This is a genomic window from Streptomyces sp. OZ13, assembly GCF_052068155.1.
Lineage (GTDB): Bacteria > Actinomycetota > Actinomycetes > Streptomycetales > Streptomycetaceae > Streptomyces.
Genome location: NZ_JBQHCZ010000018.1, coordinates 41,348 through 62,377, shown reverse-complemented (window position 1 = coordinate 62,377; position 21,030 = coordinate 41,348). Strand labels below are relative to the sequence as shown.

11 protein-coding genes, 1 pseudogene and 1 riboswitch are annotated in these 21,030 nt (G+C 71.2%); of the genes and pseudogenes, 9 read left to right on the top strand and 3 right to left on the bottom strand.

Translation table 11 applies throughout. From position 1 onward, the window contains the following. The first annotated feature begins 76 nt into the window (after nucleotides 1-76). Nucleotides 77-4,365, top strand: a pseudogene (locus ACTMTU_RS30445) (discoidin domain-containing protein). Nucleotides 4,366-4,477: 112 nt separating this feature from the next. After that, nucleotides 4,478-5,596 (top strand): hypothetical protein, encoded by a 1,119-nt coding sequence (locus tag ACTMTU_RS30440; RefSeq protein ID WP_441266646.1) that lies wholly within the window; start codon nucleotides 4,478-4,480, stop codon nucleotides 5,594-5,596. Nucleotides 5,597-5,679: 83 nt separating this feature from the next. Here the strand turns inward: ACTMTU_RS30440 and ACTMTU_RS30435 are convergent, their stop codons facing one another. Beyond that, complete coding sequence (locus ACTMTU_RS30435; RefSeq protein ID WP_441266645.1) at nucleotides 5,680-6,735, bottom strand: SDR family NAD(P)-dependent oxidoreductase; 1,056 nt, start codon at nucleotides 6,733-6,735, stop codon at nucleotides 5,680-5,682. Between the two features lie 188 nt (nucleotides 6,736-6,923). Here ACTMTU_RS30435 and ACTMTU_RS30430 point away from each other — a divergent pair, with 188 nt between their 5' ends. Beyond that, nucleotides 6,924-7,934, top strand: a complete 1,011-nt coding sequence (locus tag ACTMTU_RS30430) for a LacI family DNA-binding transcriptional regulator (RefSeq protein WP_441266644.1) — start codon at nucleotides 6,924-6,926, stop codon at nucleotides 7,932-7,934. 585 nt (nucleotides 7,935-8,519) lie between these two features. Then, complete coding sequence (locus ACTMTU_RS30425; RefSeq protein ID WP_441266643.1) at nucleotides 8,520-9,665, top strand: CobW family GTP-binding protein; 1,146 nt, start codon at nucleotides 8,520-8,522, stop codon at nucleotides 9,663-9,665. Nucleotides 9,666-9,728: 63 nt separating this feature from the next. Here ACTMTU_RS30425 and ACTMTU_RS30420 read toward each other — a convergent pair whose 3' ends face one another. Next, nucleotides 9,729-12,179: a DNA gyrase/topoisomerase IV subunit A gene (locus ACTMTU_RS30420; RefSeq protein WP_441266642.1), complete on the bottom strand. Its 2,451-nt coding sequence runs from the start codon at nucleotides 12,177-12,179 to the stop codon at nucleotides 9,729-9,731. 214 nt (nucleotides 12,180-12,393) lie between these two features. Here ACTMTU_RS30420 and ACTMTU_RS30415 point away from each other — a divergent pair, with 214 nt between their 5' ends. From ACTMTU_RS30415 to ACTMTU_RS30400, 4 genes are all read left to right on the top strand, one after another. Beyond that, the gene (locus ACTMTU_RS30415) at nucleotides 12,394-13,749 is read left to right on the top strand and encodes a M16 family metallopeptidase (protein ID WP_441266641.1); all 1,356 of its coding nucleotides are present in this window, start codon (nucleotides 12,394-12,396) and stop codon (nucleotides 13,747-13,749) included. Further along, the gene (locus ACTMTU_RS30410) at nucleotides 13,746-15,134 is read left to right on the top strand and encodes a M16 family metallopeptidase (protein ID WP_441266640.1); all 1,389 of its coding nucleotides are present in this window, start codon (nucleotides 13,746-13,748) and stop codon (nucleotides 15,132-15,134) included. Before ACTMTU_RS30415 ends, ACTMTU_RS30410 begins: the two co-directional genes overlap by 4 nt. Before the next feature lie 227 nt (nucleotides 15,135-15,361). Continuing rightward, nucleotides 15,362-15,524: riboswitch (cyclic di-AMP (ydaO/yuaA leader) on the top strand. Between the two features lie 13 nt (nucleotides 15,525-15,537). Further along, complete coding sequence (locus ACTMTU_RS30405; protein ID WP_441266639.1) at nucleotides 15,538-16,332, top strand: M23 family metallopeptidase; 795 nt, start codon at nucleotides 15,538-15,540, stop codon at nucleotides 16,330-16,332. Between the two features lie 423 nt (nucleotides 16,333-16,755). Then, nucleotides 16,756-17,433, top strand: a complete 678-nt coding sequence (locus tag ACTMTU_RS30400; protein ID WP_441266638.1) for a GntR family transcriptional regulator — start codon at nucleotides 16,756-16,758, stop codon at nucleotides 17,431-17,433. A gap of 189 nt (nucleotides 17,434-17,622) precedes the next feature. On the opposite strand, the gene ACTMTU_RS30395 is transcribed toward ACTMTU_RS30400, so the two are convergent. After that, on the bottom strand, nucleotides 17,623-17,904 hold the full coding sequence (locus ACTMTU_RS30395) for an HPr family phosphocarrier protein (protein ID WP_441266637.1): 282 nt from the start codon (nucleotides 17,902-17,904) through the stop codon (nucleotides 17,623-17,625). A 163-nt stretch (nucleotides 17,905-18,067) separates the two neighbouring features. On the opposite strand from ACTMTU_RS30395, the gene ACTMTU_RS30390 reads away from it, so the two are divergent. Further along, complete coding sequence (locus ACTMTU_RS30390; RefSeq protein WP_441266636.1) at nucleotides 18,068-20,998, top strand: bifunctional acetate--CoA ligase family protein/GNAT family N-acetyltransferase; 2,931 nt, start codon at nucleotides 18,068-18,070, stop codon at nucleotides 20,996-20,998. Nucleotides 20,999-21,030: the final 32 nt, after the last annotated feature.

Sequence of the window (21,030 nt, the reverse complement as noted above, 5' to 3'; positions counted from 1 at the left end):
AAATGCTGCCGCACTAATGAATCGTGAGAGCCGCGCCCTCGTCGCACCAGAGCACGGGGCCGAAGATCGGGGACAGATGAGACCGCAACGCTGGAGATGGCGGGTGCTCTCCGCCGTGATCACCACAAGCCTTTTGATGCTCGGCCGGCCCTCGTGGACCGCCTCGGCGGCCGACGGACCGGACATCGCCGCGGGCCGCCCGGCGGCCGCGAGCAGTTCGCACAGTGAATACGCCGCCGCCAACGTCACGGACGGCGACCAGTCGTCGTACTGGCAGAGCGCCGGGAACAATTTGCCGCAATGGGTGCAGGCCGACCTCGGCAGCGCCACCGGCGTCGACGAGGTCGTACTCAAGCTCCCGGCCGGCTGGGAGAGCCGGACGCAGACCCTGTCCGTCCAGGGCAGCGCCGACGGTACCGGCTTCAGCACCCTGAAGAGTTCGGCCGCCTACACCTTCGCGCCGGGCTCGGCCAACACGGTGTCCGTCTCCTTCCCCTCCGCCCGGGCCCGCTACGTGCGAGTGCACATCACCGCCAACACCGGCCGGCAGGCGGCCCAGCTGTCCGCGCTGGAGGTCCATGCCGCCGGCGGGTCCTCGGGGAACCTCGTCCGTGGCCGCACGCTCACCGCGAGCAGCCACACCGAGGTCTACCAGGCAGCGAACGCGAGCGACGGGAACCGCGCCAGCTACTGGGAGAGCCGCAACCACGAACTCCCGCAGTGGATCCAGGCCGACCTCGGCTCGTCCGTGCGCGTCGACCGCGTGGTGCTGCGGCTGCCGGACACCTGGGGCGCACGGACGCAGACACTGAAGATCCAGGGCAGCGCCAACGGCTCCGACTTCACCGATCTGACCGCTTCCAGGGGCTACGTGTTCGACGCCGCCGGCGGCCACGCGGCGACGATCGCCTTCGACGCCGCCACGACCCGGTACGTACGCGTCCTCGTCAGCGCCAACACCGGGCAGCCGGCCGCCCAACTGTCCGAGCTCGAGATCTACGGACCGGCGACCGGCGACACCAAGGCTCCCAGCGCCCCGGCGGACCTCGCCCTCACCGAGCCGGCGACCGGCCGGATCCAGCTGACCTGGAAGGCGGCGACCGACGACACGGCGGTCACCGGCTACGACGTCTACGCCGACAATCAGCTGCTCGCCGCCGTGGCTGGGGACGTGACCACTTACACGGACATCCGGCCCTCGAACGTCACCGTCTCGTACTACGTACGGGCCCGGGACGCGGTCGGGAACCAGTCCGCGAACAGCAACACCGTGACCCGCAGGTCCGACTCCGGCGACACGCAGGCCCCGACCGCGCCGTCGAACCTGTCCTTCACCGAGCCGGTCCCCGGGCGGATCGTCCTCACCTGGGGCGCCTCCGTCGACAACACCGGCGTGGCCGGATACGACATCTACGCCGGCAACGTCCTGCGCGAGAGCGTCGCCGGCGACGTGACCACCTACACGGACACCCGGCCCGTCTCGGACACGGTGACCTTCCGGGTGCGCGCGAAGGACGCGGCCGGGAACGAGTCGGGCGACAGCAACAGCGTCACCCGCAACGGTTCCACGGGATCCGCCTCCAATCTCGCCGTCTCCAAGCCGATCACCGCCTCCTCGGTGATCCACACCTATGTCGCCCAGAACGCCAACGACAACGACGTGACCACCTACTGGGAGGGCGCGGCAGGCAGTTACCCGAACACGCTCACTGTGAAGCTGGGCGCCGACGCGGACGTCAGCGCCGTCGTGCTCAAGCTGAATCCGGACAGCGCCTGGGGCGCCCGCACCCAGAACATCGAGGTGCTCGGGCGCGGACAGAACGCCTCAGGGTTCACCGGCGTGGTGGCGGCGAAGGACTACGCCTTCGACCCGGCGCGCGGCAACACGGTCACCGTCCCGCTCGACGCCCGTCTCGCCGACGTCCAGCTCCGGTTCACCTCCAACACCGGTGCCACGGCCGGGCAGATCGCCGAGTTCCAGGTGCTCGGTGTACCCGCTCCCAATCCGGACGTGTCGATCACCTCGGTGATCGCGTCGCCGGCCTCGCCCGTCGAGTCGGACGAGATCACCTTGTCGGCCACCGTACGCAACAGCGGCCCGGCCGCCGCTCCGGCGAGCGCTGTCGCGCTGCGGCTCGGCGGCACCAAGGTGGCCACCGTCCAGGCCGGTCCCCTGGCGGCCGGGGCGCAGACGACGGTCAGTGCCTCCATCGGGACGCGCGACGCCGGTTCGTACCAGCTCAGTGCCGTCGCGGACGAGGCGAACGCGGTCATCGAGCAGAACGAGACCGACAACACCTGGACCAGCCCCGGCGCTCTGGTGGTGAAGCCGGTCGCGAGCTCGGACCTGGTGGCGGCATCCGTCACCACCTCGCCGTCCGCGCCGGCGGCCGGCGACAGCGTCACCTTCTCGGTCGCCGTCAGGAACCAGGGAACCACCGCGTCCGCGGGCGGCAGTCACGGTCTCACCCTCGCCCTGCTCGACTCCCGGGGCGCGACGGTCCGGACCTTCACGGGCGCCTACAGCGGCACCGTCGCCGCCGGCGCGACGACCGCGCCGGTGAACCTGGGGACCTGGACGGCCGCCGACGGCTCGTACACGCTCAGGGTGACCGTCGCCGACGACGCCAACGAACTGCCGGTCAAGCGCGAGAACAACACCAGCACCCAGGCGCTCTTCGTCGGCCGTGGCGCCGACATGCCGTTCGACATGTACGAGGCCGAGGACGGCACGGCCGGCGGCGGCGCGCAGGTCGTCGGCCCGAACCGGACGGTCGGCGACATCGCGGGTGAGGCGTCGGGCCGCAAGGCGGTCACCCTCGACAGCACCGGCGAGTACGTCCAATTCACGAGCCGGGCGAGCACCAACACCCTCGTCACCCGCTTCTCCATACCGGACGCGCCAGGGGGCGGCGGCATCGACGCCACGCTGAACGTCTACGTCGACGGCGTCTTCCGCAAGGCGGTCGACCTGACGTCCAAGTACGCCTGGCTGTACGGGGCCGAGGCCTCGCCGGGCAACTCGCCCGGGGCGGGGGCTCCACGCCACATCTACGACGAGGCGCACATCATGCTGGGCGGGACGGTCCCCGCGGGCAGCACGATCAGGCTGCAGAAGGACGCGGCCAACACATCGTCGTACGCGATCGACTTCATCAACCTGGAACAGGTCGCCCCGGTCGCGAACCCCGACCCGGCGTCGTACGCCGTGCCCGCCGGATTCACCCACCAGGACGTGCAGAACGCCCTGGACAGGGTGCGGATGGACACGACCGGCAAGCTCGTCGGTGTGTACCTGCCGGCGGGCGACTACCAGACGTCGAGCAAGTTCCAGGTGTACGGCAAGGCTGTGCACGTGACCGGGGCGGGCCCCTGGTTCACGAGGTTCCGCGCTCCCTCCACGCAGGACAACACCGACATCGGGTTCCGGGCCGAGGCGTCGGCGAAGGGGTCGTCGTTCAGGAACTTCGCCTACTTCGGCAACTACACGTCCCGCATCGACGGTCCGGGCAAGGTGTTCGACTTCTCCAACGTGTCGGACATCGTCATCGACAACATCTGGAACGAGCACATGGTGTGCCTCTACTGGGGGGCCAACACCGACCGGATCACCGTCAAGAACTCCCGGATCCGGAACATGTTCGCCGACGGCATCAACATGACCAACGGTTCCACCGACAACCTGGTGTCGAACAACGAGGCCAGAGCGACCGGCGACGACAGCTTCGCGCTCTTCTCGGCGATCGACGCGGGCGGCGCGGACATGAAGAACAACGTCTACGAGAACCTGACCTCGATCCTCACCTGGCGCGCGGCGGGGATCGCCGTCTACGGCGGCTACGACAACACCTTCCGCAACATCCACATCGCCGACACCCTGGTCTACTCCGGCATCACCATCAGTTCCCTGGACTTCGGCTATCCGATGAACGGTTTCGGCACCGGACCGACGACGGTCGAGAACGTCTCCGTCGTGCGGGCCGGCGGCCACTTCTGGGGGCGCAGACCTTCCCCGGCATCTGGCTGTTCTCCGCGGACAAGGTGTTCCAGGGCATCCGGGTGAGCAATGTCGACATCGTCGACCCGACGTACAGCGGCATCATGTTCCAGACCAAGTACGAAGGAGGACAACCGGAGTTCCCGATCAAGGACACCGTCTTCACCGACATCTCGATATCCGGCGCCCGCAAGAGCGCTGACGCCTTCGACGCCAAGTTCGGCTTCGGTCTCTGGGCGAACGAGATGCCCGAGAACGGACAGGGCCCGGCGGTCGGCGAGGTCACATTCAACGGCCTGAGGCTCAGCGGCAACGCGCAGGACATCAGGAACACCACCTCCACCTTCAAGATCAATATCAATCCGTAGGAAGGGCCGGGCGGACGGCGGTGGTCCCGACGCTGAAGCCGGCTGCGGGCGGGGTGCAGGTGTGGCCGTGGTCGAGAACCTCGTTGTCGGACCCGCGCGCCACGCTTGGACCATGCGAACACTCTTCAGCGGCGAAGTGAACGTGGCCTACGGGCAGCTCTATGTCTGCAGCGACGACGTCCATTCCCTCGAAGCGTCCTTCGCCGGGCAGCGGGCGGGGCTGTGCGGCGGGACGGTGCGGGGCCACCTCTTTCTGCTGACCGGAACGCACACCGGCTCCGTCCCGATCACCGTCGAACTGCACGGGACGGAGCCACCCCTGGACGCCGACGTGTGGGAGGACGTCGTGGAGGTGTCGTTCCGGCCCGTGTCGGACAAGACCGGGCTCGTGGAGTGGGACGGCGGCTGGTACGCGCTTCCCGTCTCCGAGGCCCCGTACCGGGTTCGGTACCACTGCCGGGGCATGGACGAGGCGGGGGGCGCCGCGCGCGATGCGGGCGAACCCGTGGTGGATGAGTATCTGCTGCGTCTGTGGCCGAGCCCACCGGCCCCGGACCGCGTGGTCAAGGAGACCAGCCGAACCGCCGCCTACTGGCACGAGTTCGCGCGCGAGCTGCCGCCGGGCCCTACCCCCGAGGAGCAGGCCGAGGCCGAGCGCCTGGCCGGCGAGGAGGAGGAGCGCACTGCGCTGCGACAGGAGAGGGACGAGTGGGGCGGGCGCCTGCCCAGCGACCGGCTGCGAGAGGTTCAGGGCACGCTCCGGAGGTTCCAGGGCTGTCCGCGCCTCGTGGACCTTGATGCCGCACTCGTGCACGCAATCGATGCCGCAGGTCCCAAGGAGCAGCGCGCGCTCGCCCGCTGGGCCGCGCACCGCGCCTGTCGGACAGCGGGACTGAGCGAAATCGACTGGGTAGCGCGCGGCCTGGCGGAGCTCGACCGTGGCGAGCCCTACTCGCAGCCGCTGGACGACCCGCGACGGCTGCGTGATGCCGCGTTCTCCGACCCCCGCATTCCACGTACCCACGACGGAACCCCTGGCTTGCCCCAGGTCGCCGCCTTCGCCGCTCTCTTCGATGCTGCCGCGCCCGATCCCCTCAAGGCGGCGCTGGACGCGCTCCTCGCCGCGACGGTCACCCATGGCACCGACTGGCCGCACCTCTTCACCGAGGTCCGCCGCACCTTTCCGGCAACAGCCGCCACACCGAAGGCGGAAGGGAGCGACAGCCAGTAGCGCCACCACCCGCTGACCTTCCGGATCGCGTCAGCGAGCGCGGCACCACCGTGCCCGGCCGGCCAACTCGGACCGGACGTTCCTCACGGGACGATGATGATCTTTCCTACGTGTGTGCCGCGCCGGAATTCCTCCTGGGCGGCGTGGATGTCGGTCAGTCGGTAGCTGCCGGCGATGCGCGGCCGTACGGTGCCGGCGCGGGCCAGGTCCGCCAAGGATGCGAAGTGCGCGCGGGTATGCATCGAGGAGCCGATGAGGCTGAGGTTGTGCAGGTACAGGCGACGTAGGTCAAAGGTGACGACGGGCCCGGCGACGGCTCCGGCGATCACCCAGCGAGCACCGTCGCGCAGCGAGGGCAAGAACTGCTCGAGCCACGGCCCGCCGGCCACGTCCGCGACGGCGTCGAGCCCCTCGGGCGCCACGGCCTCCAATCGGCGCCGCAGCGCTACCGGGTCCGTCTTCCGGAAGACGCACACCTCAGCGCCCGCCTCTTGTAGCGCGGCCGCTTTGGATTGGCTGGTGAGCGCCACCACCCGAGCGCCGCGCGCCGCGGCGAGCTGCACGAGCGCGAGTCCGACGCCGCCGGAAGCGCCCGTCACCAGCACCGTCTCGCCGCTCCTGATGCGGGAGCGTTCCAGCATGCCCATCGCCGTGCCGTAGGCCACCGGCAGAGCAGCGAGTTCCTGGTCGGAGAGCGGTGAGGCGCTCATGTCGTGGACGTGGGCGGCGTCGACCGCGACGTAGGAGGCGAAGCCGCCGTCCGCTTCGCTGCCCAGGAGCCCGACGGGCACAGCGTCCTCGCGCGCATCCGCGTAGAAGGCGGGATCGACCAGAACCCGGCGGCCCACCCACGAGTCGGGCACGTCCGCGGCTGTGGCAGTGATGACCCCCGCGATGTCACCACCCTGGATGCGGGGAAAGTTGACCGCTCCCCGCCATCCGGCCTTCGCCTCGGGTCGACCGTGCAGCCCGTATGCGCCTTCCCGGGTCCACACGTCAGTGTTGTTCACCGCCGTCGCGCCTACGCGCACGAGTACCTGCCCAGGTCCCACGGACGGCAGCGGCCAGTCCGTCCTCAGCTCGAGTGCCTCCGGACCTCCATGCCGGTACAGAACGGCGGCAGTCATTCGTTCGCACATCCACCCATTCTGGCCACAGCCTGTTGGAAACGGCTTCCAAGGCGTTCGGTCCGGACCGGTGTGCGGTGCGGGCCGGGGGACGCGGCCCCGCATGATCGAGGCGGCCCGCGGCGGGTACGAGGGGCGAGGCCCGCTCGGTGATCGGACCAGCGCAAGCCACTTGCGCAGCTTGCGCTAGCCTTGCGCGTATGACGCGACGACTTGCTCAGGTGGCGAAGAAGGTGGGAGTCAGCGAGGCCACGGTCAGCCGGGTCCTCAACGGCAAACCAGGGGTCTCCGAGGCCACCCGCCAGTCCGTGCTGACAGCGCTGGACGTCCTCGGCTACGAGCGGCCCACCCAGCTGCGGGGCGAGCGGGCGCGACTGGTCGGGCTGGTGCTGCCCGAACTGCAGAACCCGATCTTCCCCGCCTTCGCCGAAGTCATCGGCGGGGCCTTGGCCCAACAGGGCCTCACTCCTGTTCTTTGCACGCAGACCAAGGGCGGCGTCTCCGAAGCCGACTACGTGGAGCTGCTGCTCCAGCAGCAGGTCTCCGGCGTCGTGTTCGCCGGGGGGCTGTTCGCGCAGGCGGACGCCCCGCACGACCACTACCGGCTGCTCGCCGATCGACGGATCCCTGTCGTGCTGGTCAACGCCTCCATCGACGGCCTGGATTTCCCGTGCATCTCCTGCGACGACGCCGTCGCCGTCGAGCAGGCGTGGCGGCACCTCGCATCGCTCGGCCACGAACACATCGGCCTCGTCCTCGGCCCCGGCGACCATGTGCCCTCCCGCCGCAAGCTGGCGGCCGCGCAGGCGGTGGCGAAGGCGGCCGGGACGGAGCTGCCCGAGGAGTACGTTGAGCGCTCGATGTTCTCCCTCGAGGGCGGTCAGGCGGCGACCGGCCGGCTCCTGGAGCGGGGCGTCACCGGGATCATCTGCGCGAGTGACCCGCTCGCACTCGGCGCGGTACGCGCCGCCCGTCGGCGTGGGCTCGCCGTCCCCGGCGACGTGTCGGTCGTCGGCTTCGACGACTCGGCGTTCATGAACTGCACGGAGCCGCCGCTGACGACGGTGCGACAGCCGATCGAGGCGATGGGGCGGGCGGCGGTCGAACTGCTGACCGCGCAGATCCAGGGGGGCGAGGTGCCGCCGGGGGAGCTGCTGTTCGAGCCGGAACTGGTGGTACGGGGGTCGACGGCGCAGGTGCGGCGCCCCTAGCGGCGGGGGCGGGGGGCGTGCGCCTGCGGCGGGCGTTCCCCTCCCGCCCCTTCCCGAACCGGGGCAGGCCCCGGACCCCGCACCGCGTTTCGCGCGGTGATTTCGGGGGGCTCTGCCCCCGGACCCCCGCGCCCCAATCTCCCCCTACGGCCTGGCGGCCGTGGGGTACCCCAGGCGGCTGGGTTCGCCTCCGCCCGGCGGAGCCCTGAGCGGCAGCAGGCGGGGCTTGAGTCGCCCGGTGACGCCGGAGCCGCCGGCGAGGCTGATCTCGCGCAGCGAAAGCTCCGTCGGCAGGGCGCGGGCCGGACTGCCGCGCAGCGGCGTTTCCAGCCGCCTGGGTGCACCTCCCACGGCCGCCAGGCCGTAGGGGAGATTGAGGGGTACGCCGCCCGCAGGGCGGTACGGGGTCCGGGGCCTGCCCCGGTTTCGGGGAGGGGCGGGTAGGGGAGAAGCTCCGCGCAGCGGCCCCGACATCTCACGCCGCGAATTTGCGGCGTCCGCGCAGCATCTTGCGCATTCTGCCCCCGTCCGGCCGGCCCATATCCTGGGACCCCGATCTACAGCGAAGCGCCTGGAGGTGCAGTCTTGAGCACGTCGCAGATCCCCGTCATCGTCCTCGCGGGCTTTCTGGGATCCGGTAAGACGACCTTGCTCAACCACCTGCTGCGGACCAGCCGCGGCACCCGGATCGGTGCGATCGTCAACGACTTCGGGTCGATCGAGATCGACGCGATGACAGTGGCCGGACAGCTCGGCGATTCCACCGTCTCCCTCGGCAACGGCTGCCTGTGCTGCGCCGTCGACGCGAGCGAGCTCGACGTCTTCCTCGACAAGCTCACGCGCCCGGCCGTCGGCCTCGATGTGATCGTCATCGAGGCGAGCGGGCTCGCCGAACCGCAGGAGCTCGTCCGGATGTTGCTGGCCAGCGAGAACGAACGGATCGTGTACGGCGGTCTCGTCGAGGTCGTCGACGCGGCCGAGTTCGAGCAGACCCGTGCACGGCACCCGGAGATCGACCGGCACCTCGGGGTCGCCGACCTGGTCGTCCTGAACAAGGCCGACCGGGCCGGTGAGGCGGCCCTGCGGGCGCTGCGTGAGAAGATCACTGCTCTCGCCGGCCGGGCGGCGGTGATCCCGGCGTCGTACGGGCGTGTCGACGCCGAGCTGTTCTTCGAACCGCGCCCGCCGTCGGAGCGCGTGGGCCAGCTCTCCTTCGACGACGTCCATGACGACGACCACGAATCCGACGCACACGACTGCGGCGGCACCGGACACGGCGGACATCTGCACGCCGCCTACGAAAGCGCCTCGTTCACCTCGGACGACCCGCTCCATCCACGGCGGCTGCTGGACTTCCTCGACTCACGGCCAGAGGGCCTCTACCGGATCAAGGGCTTCGTCGACTTCGGCGCCCTCGATCCCCGAAACCGCTACGCCGTCCACTCCGTCGGCAGGTTCCTGCGCTTCTACCCCGAGCCCTGGCCGCCGGAGGACGGCGGGCGGCAGACGCAGCTCGTCCTCATCGGCTCCGGCATCGACGCCCCCGCCCTGCTGGCGGAACTGGACGCCGCCCGCGTCACCGGCGCGCAGGACGCCCCGGAGGAACACAGCCTGTGGGGAATCCTGCGCTACGTACGCGACGAGTCCTCCGACGAACCGTCCGACACCCGGTCCGACTTCCCCTCCGACGACCCGTCCGAGGACCTGTTGGTGAGCGACCGTCCGGACTGACCCTCGACGGATCGGCCCGGACGGCCCCTTTTTCCGATGTCCGAAGACGTGGCAGCCGGGGTTCTAGCTCGCCGGCCCCGCCAGCACCGCCACCGGAGACGCGAGAGGTGTGCCGGAGCCGTCGCGCCGCGGATCGATCTCCGGCAGCTCGGCGGGCTCGCCGTTCTTCTGCGCCGCCCGGGCCGGCGCCGCGCCCGCCCAGGCCAGGAGCAGCACGTCCTCGCCCTTCAGGAAACGCTGGCAGCGCACGCCGCCCGTGGCCCGCCCCTTCCGGGGGTACTGGTCGAACGGTGTGAGCTTCGCCGTCGCGATCGAGTCGTCCAGCGTCCCGTGCGAGCCCGCGACGGTGAACACCACCGCATCGCCCGCCGGATCCACCGCCGTGAACGAGATGACCTCGGCGCCCTCGGCGAGTTTGATGCCGGTCATGCCGCCCGCCGGGCGGCCCTGCGGCCGCACCTGGGAGGCCGGATAGCGCAGCAGCTGCGCGTCGGAGGTGATGAAGACCAGGTCCTCCTCGCCGGTGTGGAGCTCGGCGCCGCCGACGATCCGGTCGCCCTCCTTGAGGGTGATGACCTCCAGCTCCTCCTTGTTGGCGGGATAGTCCGGCACCACACGTTTGACCACACCCTGGAGCGTGCCGAGCGCGAGGCCCGGCGACGACTCGTCGAGCGTGGTCAGGCAGACGAGGGTCTCGTCGGACTCCAGCGAGAGGAACTCGGCAACCGGAGCGCCCCCGGCGAGGTTCGGCGTGGTGGCCGTGTCCGGCAGCTGGGGCAGGTCGATCACCGACAGACGCAGCAGCCGCCCGGCCGACGTCACCGCGCCCACCTCGCCGCGCTGCGTCGTGAGCACGGCGGAAACGATCACGTCGTGCTTGGAGCGCCGGCTGCGGCTGTCGACCAGCGGCTCCCCGGTGGCCGTGCGGGCGAGCAGGCCGGTGGAGGAGAGCAGCACCCGGCACGGATCGTCCGCCACCTGCAGCGAGGCCGCCGGCGCGGGCGTGCCCGCGGACTCCAGCAGCACCGTGCGCCGGGGGGTGCCGAACTTCTTCGCCACGGCGGCCAGTTCGGAGGAGACCAGCTTGCGCAGCTCGGCGTCCGACTCGAGGATGCCGGTCAGCTCGTCGATCTCGCCGTTCAGCCGGTCGCGCTCGCTCTCGAGCTCGATCCGGTCGAACTTGGTGAGCCGGCGCAGCGGGGTGTCGAGGATGTACTGCGTCTGGATCTCGCTCAGCGAGAAGTGCTCGATCAACCGCTCCTTGGCCTGGGCCGAGTTCTCGCTGGAGCGGATGAGCCGGATGACCTCGTCGATGTCGAGGAGGGCGACGAGCAGGCCCTCCACCAGGTGCAGCCGGTCCCGGCGCTTGGTCCGCCGGAACTCGCTGCGCCGGCGGACGACGTCGAAGCGGTGGTCGAGGTAGACCTCGAGCAGTTCCTTCAGTCCGAGCGTGAGCGGCTGGCCGTCGACCAGGGCCACGTTGTTGATGCCGAAGGACTCCTCCATCGGCGTCAGCTTGTAGAGCTGCTCCAGGACGGCCTCGGGGATGAAGCCGTTCTTGATCTCGATGACGAGGCGCAGGCCGTGCTGCCGGTCGGTGAGGTCCTTGACGTCGGCGATGCCCTGGAGCTTCTTCGACCCGACCAGGTCCTTGATCTTCGCGATGACCTTCTCCGGGCCGACCGCGAAGGGCAACTCCGTGACGACCAGGCCCTTGCGGCGGGCGGTGACGTTCTCCACGGACACCGTGGCACGGATCTTGAACGTGCCGCGGCCGGACTCGTACGCGTCCTTGATGCCGGTCAGGCCGACGATGCGGCCGCCGGTCGGCAGGTCGGGGCCCGGGACGTGGCGCATCAGCGTCTCGAGGTCCACGCCCGGGTGTCTGATGAGGTGGCGTGCCGCCGCGATGACCTCGCCCAGGTTGTGCGGGGGCATGTTGGTGGCCATGCCGACCGCGATGCCGGACGCGCCGTTCACCAGGAGGTTCGGGTAGGCGGCGGGCAGGGCGACAGGCTCGCGCTCCTGGCCGTCGTAGTTGGACTGGAAGTCGACCGTGTCCTCGTCGATCGACTCGGTCATCAGGCTGGTGGCGTCGGCCATCCGACACTCGGTGTACCGCATGGCGGCCGGCGGGTCGTCGTTGCCCAGCGAACCGAAGTTGCCGTGGCCGTCGACCAGCGGCAGGCGCATCGAGAACGGCTGCGCCATGCGCACGAGGGCGTCGTAGATCGACGCGTCGCCGTGCGGGTGCAGTTTGCCCATGACTTCGCCGACGACGCGCGCGCACTTCACATAGCCGCGGTCGGGGCGCAGGCCCATCTCGTTCATCTGGTAGACGATGCGGCGGTGCACCGGCTTCATGCCGTCGCGTGCGTCCGGAAGGGCCCGGGAGTAGATCACCGAGTACGCGTACTCGAGGAAGGAGCCCTGCATTTCGTCCACCACGTCGATGTCGAGGATGCGCTCCTCGAAGTCGTCCGGCGGTGGGGTCTTCGTGCTGCGGCGGGCCATCGCGGCTGCTGCTCCTTCACGTACCAGGTGGGCATCTGACGCCGACCATTGTGGACCGTCCCGCTGACAACCCCGACCGCGACCCTTGTTCGAGGCCGCCCCGCGGGTGGAACGGCGCAGATCGCGGCACGGGAACTTCGCCAGGTGTCAGCGCGCTTGCATACAGTGGCAGGTCTGGCAGCACCTCTAAGTTTTCGCGATCGAAGGGACGTACATGCCCATGGGTCACACGGCCACAGCGCCGACCGGTTCCGGCGGCCTGACAGCGACCGAGCACCGCCTGGCCAACGGCCTGCGCGTGGTGCTCTCCGAGGACCACCTGACCCCGGTCGCCGCGGTCTGCCTCTGGTACGACGTCGGTTCCCGCCACGAAGTCAAGGGCCGTACGGGACTCGCCCACCTCTTCGAGCACTTGATGTTCCAGGGCTCGGCACAGGTGAAGGGGAACGGTCACTTCGAACTCGTCCAGGGAGCCGGCGGCTCGCTGAACGGCACCACCAGCTTCGAGCGGACCAACTACTTCGAGACCATGCCGACGCACCAGCTGGAGCTCGCGCTCTGGCTCGAGGCCGACCGCATGGGCTCGCTGCTGACGGCCCTCGACGACGAGTCGATGGAGAACCAGCGCGACGTCGTCAAGAACGAACGCCGCCAGCGGTACGACAACGTGCCCTACGGCACCGCCTTCGAGAGGCTGACCGCCCTCGCCTACCCGGAGGGCCACCCCTACCACCACACCCCGATCGGTTCGATGGCCGACCTGGACGCGGCGACCCTCGAGGACGCCCGCGCCTTCTTCCGCACCTACTACGCGCCCAGCAACGCCGTGCTGTCGGTCGTCGGCGACATCGATCCGCAGCAGACGCTCGCCTGGATCGAGAAGTACTTCGGGTCCATCCCCTCCCACAGCGGCAAGCAGCCGCCGCGTGACGGCACCCTCCCGGAGAACATCGGCGCGCAGCTGCGCGAGGAGATCGTCGAGGAGGTCCCCGCCCGCGCCCTGATGGCCGCGTACCGCCTCCCGCACGACGGCACCCGCGAGTGCGACGCCGCCGACCTGGCGCTGACCGTCCTCGGCGGCGGCGAGTCGTCCCGCCTGCACAACCGCCTGGTGCGCCGCGACCGGACGGCCGTCGCGGCCGGGTTCGGCCTGCTGCGGCTCGCGGGCGCACCGTCGATGGGCTGGCTGGACGTGAAGACGTCCGGCGGTGTCGAGGTGCCGCAGATCGAGGCGGCCGTCGACGAGGAGCTGGCCCGGTTCGCGGCCGAGGGCCCGACGCCGGGGGAGATGGAGCGCGCCCAGGCCCAGCTGGAGCGCGAGTGGCTCGACCGTCTCGGCACGGTCGCGGGCCGCGCCGACGAACTGTGCCGCTACGCGGTGCTGTTCGGCGACCCGCAGCTGGCGCTCACCGCCGTCCAGCGGGTGCTCGACGTCACCGCGGAGGAGGTGCAGGCGGTCGCCAAGGCCCGGCTGCACCCGGAGAACAGGGCGGTGCTGGTCTACGAACCGGTCGCCGAAGAAGAGACCGAAGCGGCCGACGGAAACGAGCAGGAGGGGACGGACCAGTGAGCGACGCTGCCGTGACCATGGACTTCCACCCGCAGCCGACCCCGGGCACCGCCCGGCCCTGGGCCTTCCCGGCCCCCGACCGCGGCACGCTGGACAACGGACTGACGGTGCTGCGCTGCCACCGTCCCGGCCAGCAGGTCGTGGCCGTCGAGATCTCGCTCGACGCTCCGCTGGACGCCGAGCCGGAGGGTCTCGACGGCGTCGCCACGATCATGGCGCGCGCCCTGTCGGAGGGCACGGACAAGCACTCCGCGGAGGAGTTCGCCGCGGAACTGGAGCGTTGCGGCGCCACCCTGGACGCGCACGCCGACCACCCCGGCGTCCGGGTCTCCCTCGAAGTGCCGGTCTCCCGGCTGCACAAGGCGCTCGGGCTGCTCTCCGAGGCACTGATCGCCCCCGCCTTCGAGGCCGGCGAGGTCGAGCGGCTGGTCCGCAACCGCCTCGACGAGATCCCGCACGAGACGGCGAACCCGGGCCGCCGGGCCGCCAAGCAGCTCTCCAAGGAGCTCTTCCCGGCCGAGCTGCGTGTCTCCCGGCCGCGCCAGGGCACGGAGGAGACGGTCGAGCGGATCGACGCGGCCGCCGTACGCGCCTTCTACGAGGCGCATGTACGGCCCGCCACCGCCACCGCGGTGATCGTCGGCGACCTCACCGGCATCGACCTGGACGCCGTCCTCGGCGACACGCTCGGGGCGTGGACGGGCGACAAGGCGGACCCGCGCCCGGTGCCCGCGATCACCGCCGACGACACCGGCCGTGTGGTCATCGTCGACCGCCCCGGTGCGGTGCAGACGCAGCTCCTCATCGGCCGCGTCGGCGGCGACCGCCACGACCGTGTCTGGCCCGCCCAGGTGCTCGGCACGTACTGCCTCGGCGGCACGCTGACCTCCCGCCTCGACCGGGTGCTGCGCGAGGAGAAGGGCTACACCTACGGTGTGCGCGCCTTCGGCCAGGTGCTGCGCTCCGCTCCGGACGGCTCCGGCGCCTCGATGCTCGCCATCAGCGGCTCCGTGGACACGCCCAACACCGGTCCGGCGCTCGATGACCTGTGGAAGGTGCTCCGTACGCTCGCTGCCGAGGGGCTCACGGACGCCGAGCGGGACGTCGCCGTGCAGAACCTGGTGGGCGTCGCCCCGCTGAAGTACGAGACGGCGGCGTCCGTGGCGGCCACGCTGGCCGACCAGGTCGAGCAGCACCTCCCGGACGACTACCAGGCACAGATGTACCTGCGTCTGGCGGAGACGGGCACGGTGGAGGCGACCGCGGCGGTCGTCAACGCCTTCCCGGTCGACCGGCTGGTGACGGTGCTCGTCGGCGACGCGTCGCAGATCGAGGAGCCGGTGAAGGCCCTCGGCATCGGTGAAGTGAGGGTCGTCACGGGCTGATCGGACGCCCCCCGGCGAGGACGACTCAAAAACGCGCATTGCGCGCGAACGGAACCCCGGCTTCGAATCGTTTGCCGGGGTTCCGTTCTATGTCCGATTTGCAGGACTGAGTGCCTGTCTGCCCTGTGGCATGCGCTACAAAACGGGCTGTCTGTTTGGTGATTGACGAACGGGTTGCCTAGCGTCGGTCCGGCTGTCCGCCTGGAGATCGTCGCGCCCGCGGCATCGGGCAGCCATCGCCGAGTCCCCGTCAGGCGCGAGCCTGGGGAGCCGGGGACCCACGTAGTCCCTGGGGTGAATCGGCCCTCCTTCGCCCGCGCGGAGGGGGCCGTAGGAGACCTTCCTGCTCCGAACCCGTCAGCTAACCCGGTAGGCGAGAAGGAAGGAAAGGACCAGCCTCTTCATGGCGTTCACCCGTGCCACCGGGAAGCATCGTGCCCCGAGCCGCCTGACGCGCAGGAGCGCGAACCTGGCCGGCGTCGCCGCCCTCGCCACCACCGGCGTCATCGGAACCCTCGCCTCCCCGGCGCTCGCCGCCGACACCGAGGCCCCCTCCGTCGAGGACACCGGCCTCACCCAGATCGTCTCCATGGGGTCGCTCGCCGACGAGATAGCCGACCAGGCCGCCGCCCAGGAGAGGGAGGCCCAGGAGGCCGCCGCCAAGGCCAGGGCGCAGGCGAAGGCCGAGGCCGAGGCGAAGGCGGAAGCCAGGCGCAAGGCCGAGGCGCGCGCCAAGGAGGCCCGCGAGGCCAAGGAGCGCGCCGCCCGCGAGGCCGAGCGCAAGCGGCTGAACTCCTTCCGGCTCCCGATCGCCGGTTCGTACGTGACCACCGGTTACCAGACCGGCGGAGCCCTCTGGTCCTCCGGCAGCCACTCCGGCGTCGACTTCCGCGCCGCCTCCGGCAGTTCCGTCGTGTCCGTCGGCTCCGGCACCGTCGTCGAGGCGGGCTGGGGCGGCGCGTACGGCAACAACGTCGTCATCCGGATGAACGACGGCACGTACACCCAGTACGGCCACCTGTCGTCCATCGGCGTCTCCGTCGGCCAGCAGGTCGCCCCCGGCCAGCAGATCGGCCTGTCCGGCTCGACCGGCAACTCGACCGGGCCGCACCTGCACTTCGAGGCCCGGACCACCGCCGAGTACGGCTCCGACATCGACCCGGTCGCCTACCTGCGCTCGCACGGCGTCGACGTCTGACCCTCGACCGCCCCCGGGCCCGCGCTCACCGTTCCGGCGCCCGGGCCGTGTTCGGCCCCACGTCCGGCGCCCGCGCCGCAGCCGCGCCCGGGCCGCACTCGTGGCGCCGTCCCGGCGCCCGAGACCCCCGTTCGGCGCGCGACCCGGCCGTCACGGATCCGCGGCCGCATGCTGCCGCGGATCCGTGACGGCCGGGTCGCGCCCACCGTCCGGCGCCCCGCGCTTCGTCTTCGAAGGCCCCCGGCTTCGCCGGGGGCCTTCTGCGCATTCCGCGGCGTTTCGGCCATTGAGTGATTGCCGTCTCCGTCAAGAGACTTCCATGGTTTTCACCCTGGCGTCGGAAAACCGCGTTCATTGCAATAGAGTCACGGGAACACGCGTCAATCGGCTGCGTTTCGCTCGGATCAATGCGGAGGTTCGGTCATGCGTATTCCCGCGCACTCGGTATGCACGGCGATCCGCGACGACATCGTCTCCGGGGTCCACGAGCGCGGCAGCCGGCTCACGGAGGAACACCTGGCACGCCGCTACGGCGTCTCCCGCGTCCCGGTGCGCGAGGCGCTGCGCACCCTGGAGTCGGAGGGCTTCGTCGTGACCCGCCGGCACGCCGGCGCCTGTGTGGCGGAGCCGACGGAGCAGGAGGCCGCCGACCTCCTGGAGATCCGTATGCTGCTGGAGCCGCTGGGCGCGGCGCGCGCCGCGCAGCGCCGCACGGAAGCGCATCTGCGGGTGCTGCGCGGCCTGGTGAGACTCGGTCAGGAGCGGGCGCGCCGGGGACAGGGCGAGGACTTGCGCTCGCTCGGCTCCTGGTTCCACGAGACGCTCGCGCAGTCCTGCGACAGTCCCGGGCTGACCGCGCTGCTGACCCAGTTGCGGCACAAGATCGCCTGGATGTACTCGGTGGAGCAGCCTCTCGCCCCGGTCGAGTCATGGGCGGAGCACGGCGCGATCGTCGACGCCGTGGCGCGCGGTGACGCGGAGCGGGCGCGCGCGCTGACGGCCGCGCACGCCGAGCGTGCCGCCGCGGCGCACCGGTTGCGCCGCACCGTGCGGGTGAGGACTTCGCAACATGCCGTAAACACCACGAGCGGCCGGAATTAACAGAGGGCGTATACAAAAGAAGGCGTGATGGGGTCGGCCTCTTCCCTGTTTTATTTTCCGTCCGAGCCCGGAACGCGAAATACCGAACGTGGTCCTGAAATGCAGAACCGCGGTGCTCCGGACCCGGAACACCGCGGCTTTTTCTGTGAATGGCGACGGGCGTCAGGGCCCGCCGGGCCCGGACCGTCCTCAGACCGTCTCGGGAAGCTCGTCGAGACCCTCGGCCACCAGCTTGGCCAGGCGGTCGAGGGCCGCCTCGGCGCCGTCCGCGTCGGAAGCGAGGACGATCTCCTCGCCACCCTGGGCGCCCAGGCCGAGCACGGCGAGCATCGAGGCCGCGTTGACCGGATTGCCGTCGGTCTTGGCGATCGTCACAGGGACGCCGGCAGCCGTCGCGGCACGGACGAAGATGGACGCGGGGCGGGCGTGAAGGCCCTCGGCCCAGCCGACATTGACGCGGCGCTCAGCCATGGTGTTGCCCTTCAAGTCTTAGCGGGTTGTCTAGACCAGTCTCTCATGTGTCCCGGCGTGCTCCCCGCCCCACCCTGCCGGGGGTGCGGGCCGCCGTCGGCACCCTCAGACTGCCCGCGCGCAACCGCCTCCGCGACCGGTGGCCGCGCGTAGGCTTTCCCCCATGCAGACCTCGCAGGAGCACGCCTACCCCGCTCACTGGGAAGCAGACGTGGTGCTGCGCGACGGCGGCACCGCCCGGATCAGGCCCATCACGCCAGAGGACGCCCACCGGCTGGTCAGCTTCTACGAGCAGGTCTCGGACGAGTCGAAGTACTACCGCTTCTTCGCCCCCTACCCGCGGCTCTCCGACAAGGACGTCCACCGGTTCACGCACCACGACTACGTCGACCGGGTCGGACTCGCGGTGACGGTCGGCGGCGACTTCATCGCCACGGTCCGCTACGACCGCATCAACGCGCAGGGCCGGCCGGCGAGCGCCCCCGCGGACGAGGCGGAGGTCGCCTTCCTCGTTCAGGACGCGCACCAGGGGCGCGGTGTCGCGTCCGCGCTGCTCGAGCACATCGCGGCGGTGGCGCGGGAGCGGGGCATCCGGCGCTTCGCCGCCGAGGTGCTGCCCGCCAACAACAAGATGATCAAGGTGTTCCGGGACGCCGGATACACACAGCGGCGCAGCTTCGAGGACGGATCCGTCCATCTGACCCTCGACCTCGAACCGACGGCGGAGTCCCTCGCCGTGCAGCGCGGACGCGAGCAGCGCGCCGAGGCGCGCTCGGTCCAGCGGCTGCTCGCTCCCGGCTCCGTGGCCGTCGTCGGCGCAGGCCGGCTGCCCGGCGGTGTCGGACGCACCGCGCTGCGCAACCTCCTGGACGGCGGGTTCACGGGCCGGGTGTACGCGGTCAACCGCGCTTTCCCGCAGGAGCAGCGCGAGATCGACGGTGTGCCCGCCGTCCGGTCGGTCGGCGAGATCTCCGAGCCCGTCGACCTGGCGGTCGTCGCCGTCCCGGCGGAGCGGGTGCCCGACGTGGTCGCGGACTGCGGCGAGCACGGAGTGCAGGGGCTCGTGGTGCTGAGCGCCGGATACGCGGAGAGCGGCCGGGCGGGACGGGAGCGCCAGCGCGAGCTGGTGCGGCAGGCCCGCTCGTACGGAATGCGGATCATCGGGCCCAACTCGTTCGGGATCATCAGCACCTCGGACGCCGTCCGGCTCAACGCCTCACTGGCCCCCGAGGCCCCCGTGCCCGGGCGGATCGGCCTGTTCACCCAGTCCGGGGCGATCGGCATCGCGCTGCTGTCGGGACTCCACCGGCGCGGCGCGGGCCTGTCCTCGTTCATCTCCTCCGGCAACCGCGCGGACGTCTCCGGCAACGACTTCCTCCAGTACTGGCACGAGGACCCGGACACCGATGTCGTCCTGATGTACCTGGAGTCCATCGGCAACCCCCGCAAGTTCACCCGCCTCGCCCGCCGGACCGCCGCGGTCAAGCCGGTCGTGGTGGTCAAGGGGGCTCGGCACAGCGGCAGCGTGCCGCCGGGCCACGCGGTGCCGTTCACCCGTATCCCGGACGCGACCGTCGGGGCGCTGCTGCGCCAGGCGGGAGTGATCCGCGTCGACACGGTCACCGAACTCGTCGACGCGGGCCTGATGCTGGCCGGGCAGCCGCTGCCCCGCGGGCCGCGGGTGGCGATCCTCGGCAACTCCGAGTCGCTCGGCCTGCTCACGTACGACGCCTGCCTCACGGAGGGGCTGCGTCCGCTCCCGCCGCGCGACCTCACGACGGCGGCCACGCCCTCGGACTTCCGCGCCGCCCTCGCGGAAGCGCTGGAGGACGACGGGTGCGACGCCGTCGTCATCACGGCGATCCCCTGGGTCGGCGAGAACGGCGTCACGGAATCGGGCGACGGCGAGGTCCTCGCCACTGCCCTCCGAGACGCCTCGGCCACGGCCCCGGCCAAACCCGTGGCGGTCGTCCATGTGGAGATGGGTGCGCTGGCCGACGCCCTCGCGGCGGCTGCCAGCACTGCCCCGCCGTCCGACCCCTCCGCGCGGGCCGACACCGCCGAACGCGACGGGGATCACGAGCCCGCCGGCCCCGGCGCGGCGACGCTGAGCGAGGCGCCCCGCCCGGCCGTCGGCCGGCCCGGGGAAACCGCGCCCCCGGACCCCGGCGCCACAGGGTCCGCCGACGGCAGCGGCCCGTCGTCGTCGCCCGGAGACGACACCCGCCGGATCCCCGCCTACCCCGCCGCCGAGCGCGCCGCTCGGGCCCTCGCAGAGGCCGTGCGGTACGCCCAGTGGCGACGGCACGCCGCGGAGCCCGGCCGGGTCCCCGTGTACGACGACATCGACGAGGCCGGAGCCGCCGCACACATCGAGCGGATGCTCGAGGCGGCGGACGACGACCGGGGATTCACCCTCGCCACGGCCGACGCCCACGCACTCCTGGCGCGCTACGGCGTCCATGTGCGGCCCACCCTGCCCGCGCCCGATCCGGGCGCCGCCGTGCAGGCCGCCGCGCGGCTGGGCTACCCGGTCGCGCTCAAGACCACCGCCCCCCACCTGCGCCACCGCGCCGATCTCGGCGGGGTACGCCTCGACCTGGCCGACGAGACGCAGCTGCGCCAGGCGTACCGCGAGCTGACGGAGACGCTCGGCAAGCCCGCCGAGCTCCAGCCGGTCGTGCAGGCCATGGTGCCGCGCGGTGTGGACACCGTCGTGCGCGCGGCCATCGATCCCGCCGTCGGAGCCGTGCTCTCCTTCGGACTGGCCGGTGTGGCCTCCGAACTGCTCGGCGACACCGCCCACCGGCTCGTTCCCGCCACCGACCGTGACGCGACCGAGCTGATCCGCACCATCCGCGCGGCGCCGCTGCTGTTCGGCTGGCGCGGATCCGCCCCGGTCGACACCTCCGCGCTCGAGGAACTGCTGCTGCGCGTGTCACGACTGGTCGACGACCACCCGGAAGTGGTCGGCATCAGCCTCGAGCCCGTCGTCGTCGCCCAGCACGGCCTCACCGTGCTGGACGCGTCCGTACGACTGGCCCCGCCGCCGCCCCGAAGCGATCTCGGCCCCCGCCGGCTCCCCAGCTACTGAGCGCCCGGTGCCCCTGGGGCCCCGTAGGATGG

What these genes read in the sequence shown, in the direction of transcription:
- ACTMTU_RS30435 (WP_441266645.1), bottom strand. Translation starts at nt 6,735, where the DNA reads ATGTGCGAACGAATGACTGCCGCCGTTCTGTACCGGCATGGAGGTCCG.
- ACTMTU_RS30405 (WP_441266639.1), top strand. Translation starts at nt 15,538, where the DNA reads ATGGCGTTCACCCGTGCCACCGGGAAGCATCGTGCCCCGAGCCGCCTG.
- ACTMTU_RS30420 (WP_441266642.1), bottom strand. Translation starts at nt 12,179, where the DNA reads ATGGCCCGCCGCAGCACGAAGACCCCACCGCCGGACGACTTCGAGGAG.
- ACTMTU_RS30395 (WP_441266637.1), bottom strand. Translation starts at nt 17,904, where the DNA reads ATGGCTGAGCGCCGCGTCAATGTCGGCTGGGCCGAGGGCCTTCACGCC.
- ACTMTU_RS30440 (WP_441266646.1), top strand. Translation starts at nt 4,478, where the DNA reads ATGCGAACACTCTTCAGCGGCGAAGTGAACGTGGCCTACGGGCAGCTC.
- ACTMTU_RS30400 (WP_441266638.1), top strand. Translation starts at nt 16,756, where the DNA reads ATGCGTATTCCCGCGCACTCGGTATGCACGGCGATCCGCGACGACATC.
- ACTMTU_RS30430 (WP_441266644.1), top strand. Translation starts at nt 6,924, where the DNA reads ATGACGCGACGACTTGCTCAGGTGGCGAAGAAGGTGGGAGTCAGCGAG.
- ACTMTU_RS30415 (WP_441266641.1), top strand. Translation starts at nt 12,394, where the DNA reads ATGCCCATGGGTCACACGGCCACAGCGCCGACCGGTTCCGGCGGCCTG.
- ACTMTU_RS30390 (WP_441266636.1), top strand. Translation starts at nt 18,068, where the DNA reads ATGCAGACCTCGCAGGAGCACGCCTACCCCGCTCACTGGGAAGCAGAC.